The following is a 1,269-nucleotide window of genomic DNA, read 5'->3' on the forward strand; positions in this document are numbered from 1 at the left end:
GGCGTTGGCTCAGGCGGCCGTACACCCTCACGCTGCGCGGGACGATCCACCGTATCGCCCGCACCCGCCTGCGCCGCCGGCTCGCCCAGCGGGCCCTGGCCGACGCCGCGGCGGTCTTCGCCGTCTCGGCGTCGCTGCGCCGGACCGCCGTCGAGCTGGGCTGCCCCCCCGCGCGGATCGAGGTGGTGGCCAACGGCGCCAGCCTCGAGCGCTTCTTCCCCGAGGACCGGGAGGCGTGCCGCGCCGAGCTCGGGGTGCCGGCGGACGCCCGGGTGCTGATCACCGTGGGGACCCTCAATGAGCGCAAGGGCTTCCACCGGGTCATCGAGCAGCTGCCGGCGCTGCTCGAGCGGGAGCCGCGCCTGCGCTACCTGGCCGTCGGCGGCGGGAGCCCGGACGGCGACGAGGAGCGGCAGCTGCGCGAGCAGGCGGCGCGCCTGGGGGTGGCGGACCGCGTCCACTTCACCGGCGAGGTGGCCCCGGCGCGGCTGCGCCGCTACTACTCGGCGGCCGACCTCTTCGTGCTGGCGACCCGCTTCGAGGGGTGGGCCAACGTCTTCCTCGAGGCCGCCGCCTGCGGGCTGCCCACGGTGACCACGGATGTCGGGGGCAACGCCGAGGTGATCGCCGCGCCGTGGCTGGGCCGCCTCGTGCCCTTCGGCGACGGCCCGGCGCTGCGCCGCGCCATCCTCGAGGCCCTGGAGGCGCCGTGGGACCGCGAGGCCATCGTGGCCTACGCCCGGCGCAACGGCTGGGAGGCGCGCATCCCGCGGCTCGTCGAGCGCCTCCGCGGGCTCGCCGGCGAGGCGGCGATCGCCCCGGCGGCAGGGGAGGGTGCGCGGCAGCGATGAGCGCGGCGGACCCGGCGCTGGCGGACTGGGTGGCGCCGCTGACCCGCGGCCTCGCCGCGTGCCTGGACGACGCCGGCGCGCTCCACGAGCCCAACGGGGAGGGGCCCTCGCCGGGCGATCACTACGCCTACGTCTTCACGGCCCTCGCCCTCTACGAGCAGCCGCAGGGCAGCGACTGGCGCCTGCCGCTGCGCTACTGGCTGGCCCTCGAGCCGCGGCGGCGGGGCCACGCCCCCTTCAACCGCCTCGGCCTCGGCCTGCTCGAGCGCCGGCTGCGCGACGCCGGCGCCCCCGCCGAGGACCTCGCCCTGGTGGCGCGGGGGCGGCGCGCGTGCCGGCTGCGCCGGCGCTACCCGGCCAACAACTGGGCGCTCCTGGCGGCGACGGTACGGCTGCTGGAGGCCCGCACGCCGGGGCA

1 protein-coding gene and 1 pseudogene are annotated in these 1,269 nt (G+C 78.4%); both read left to right on the forward strand.

Annotated elements, in window-relative coordinates; genetic code table 11:
• On the forward strand, nucleotides 1–851 hold an 851-nt coding region (locus CKO13_RS12245), incomplete at its 5' end, for a glycosyltransferase family 4 protein (protein WP_200261417.1).
• A pseudogene (locus tag CKO13_RS12250) lies at nucleotides 848–1,269 on the forward strand (hypothetical protein); the annotation flags it as partial. The gene CKO13_RS12245 and the pseudogene CKO13_RS12250, both read left to right, overlap by 4 nt.

It is taken from the genome of Halorhodospira neutriphila, from assembly GCF_016584055.1.
Classification (GTDB): domain Bacteria; phylum Pseudomonadota; class Gammaproteobacteria; order Nitrococcales; family Halorhodospiraceae; genus Halorhodospira; species Halorhodospira neutriphila.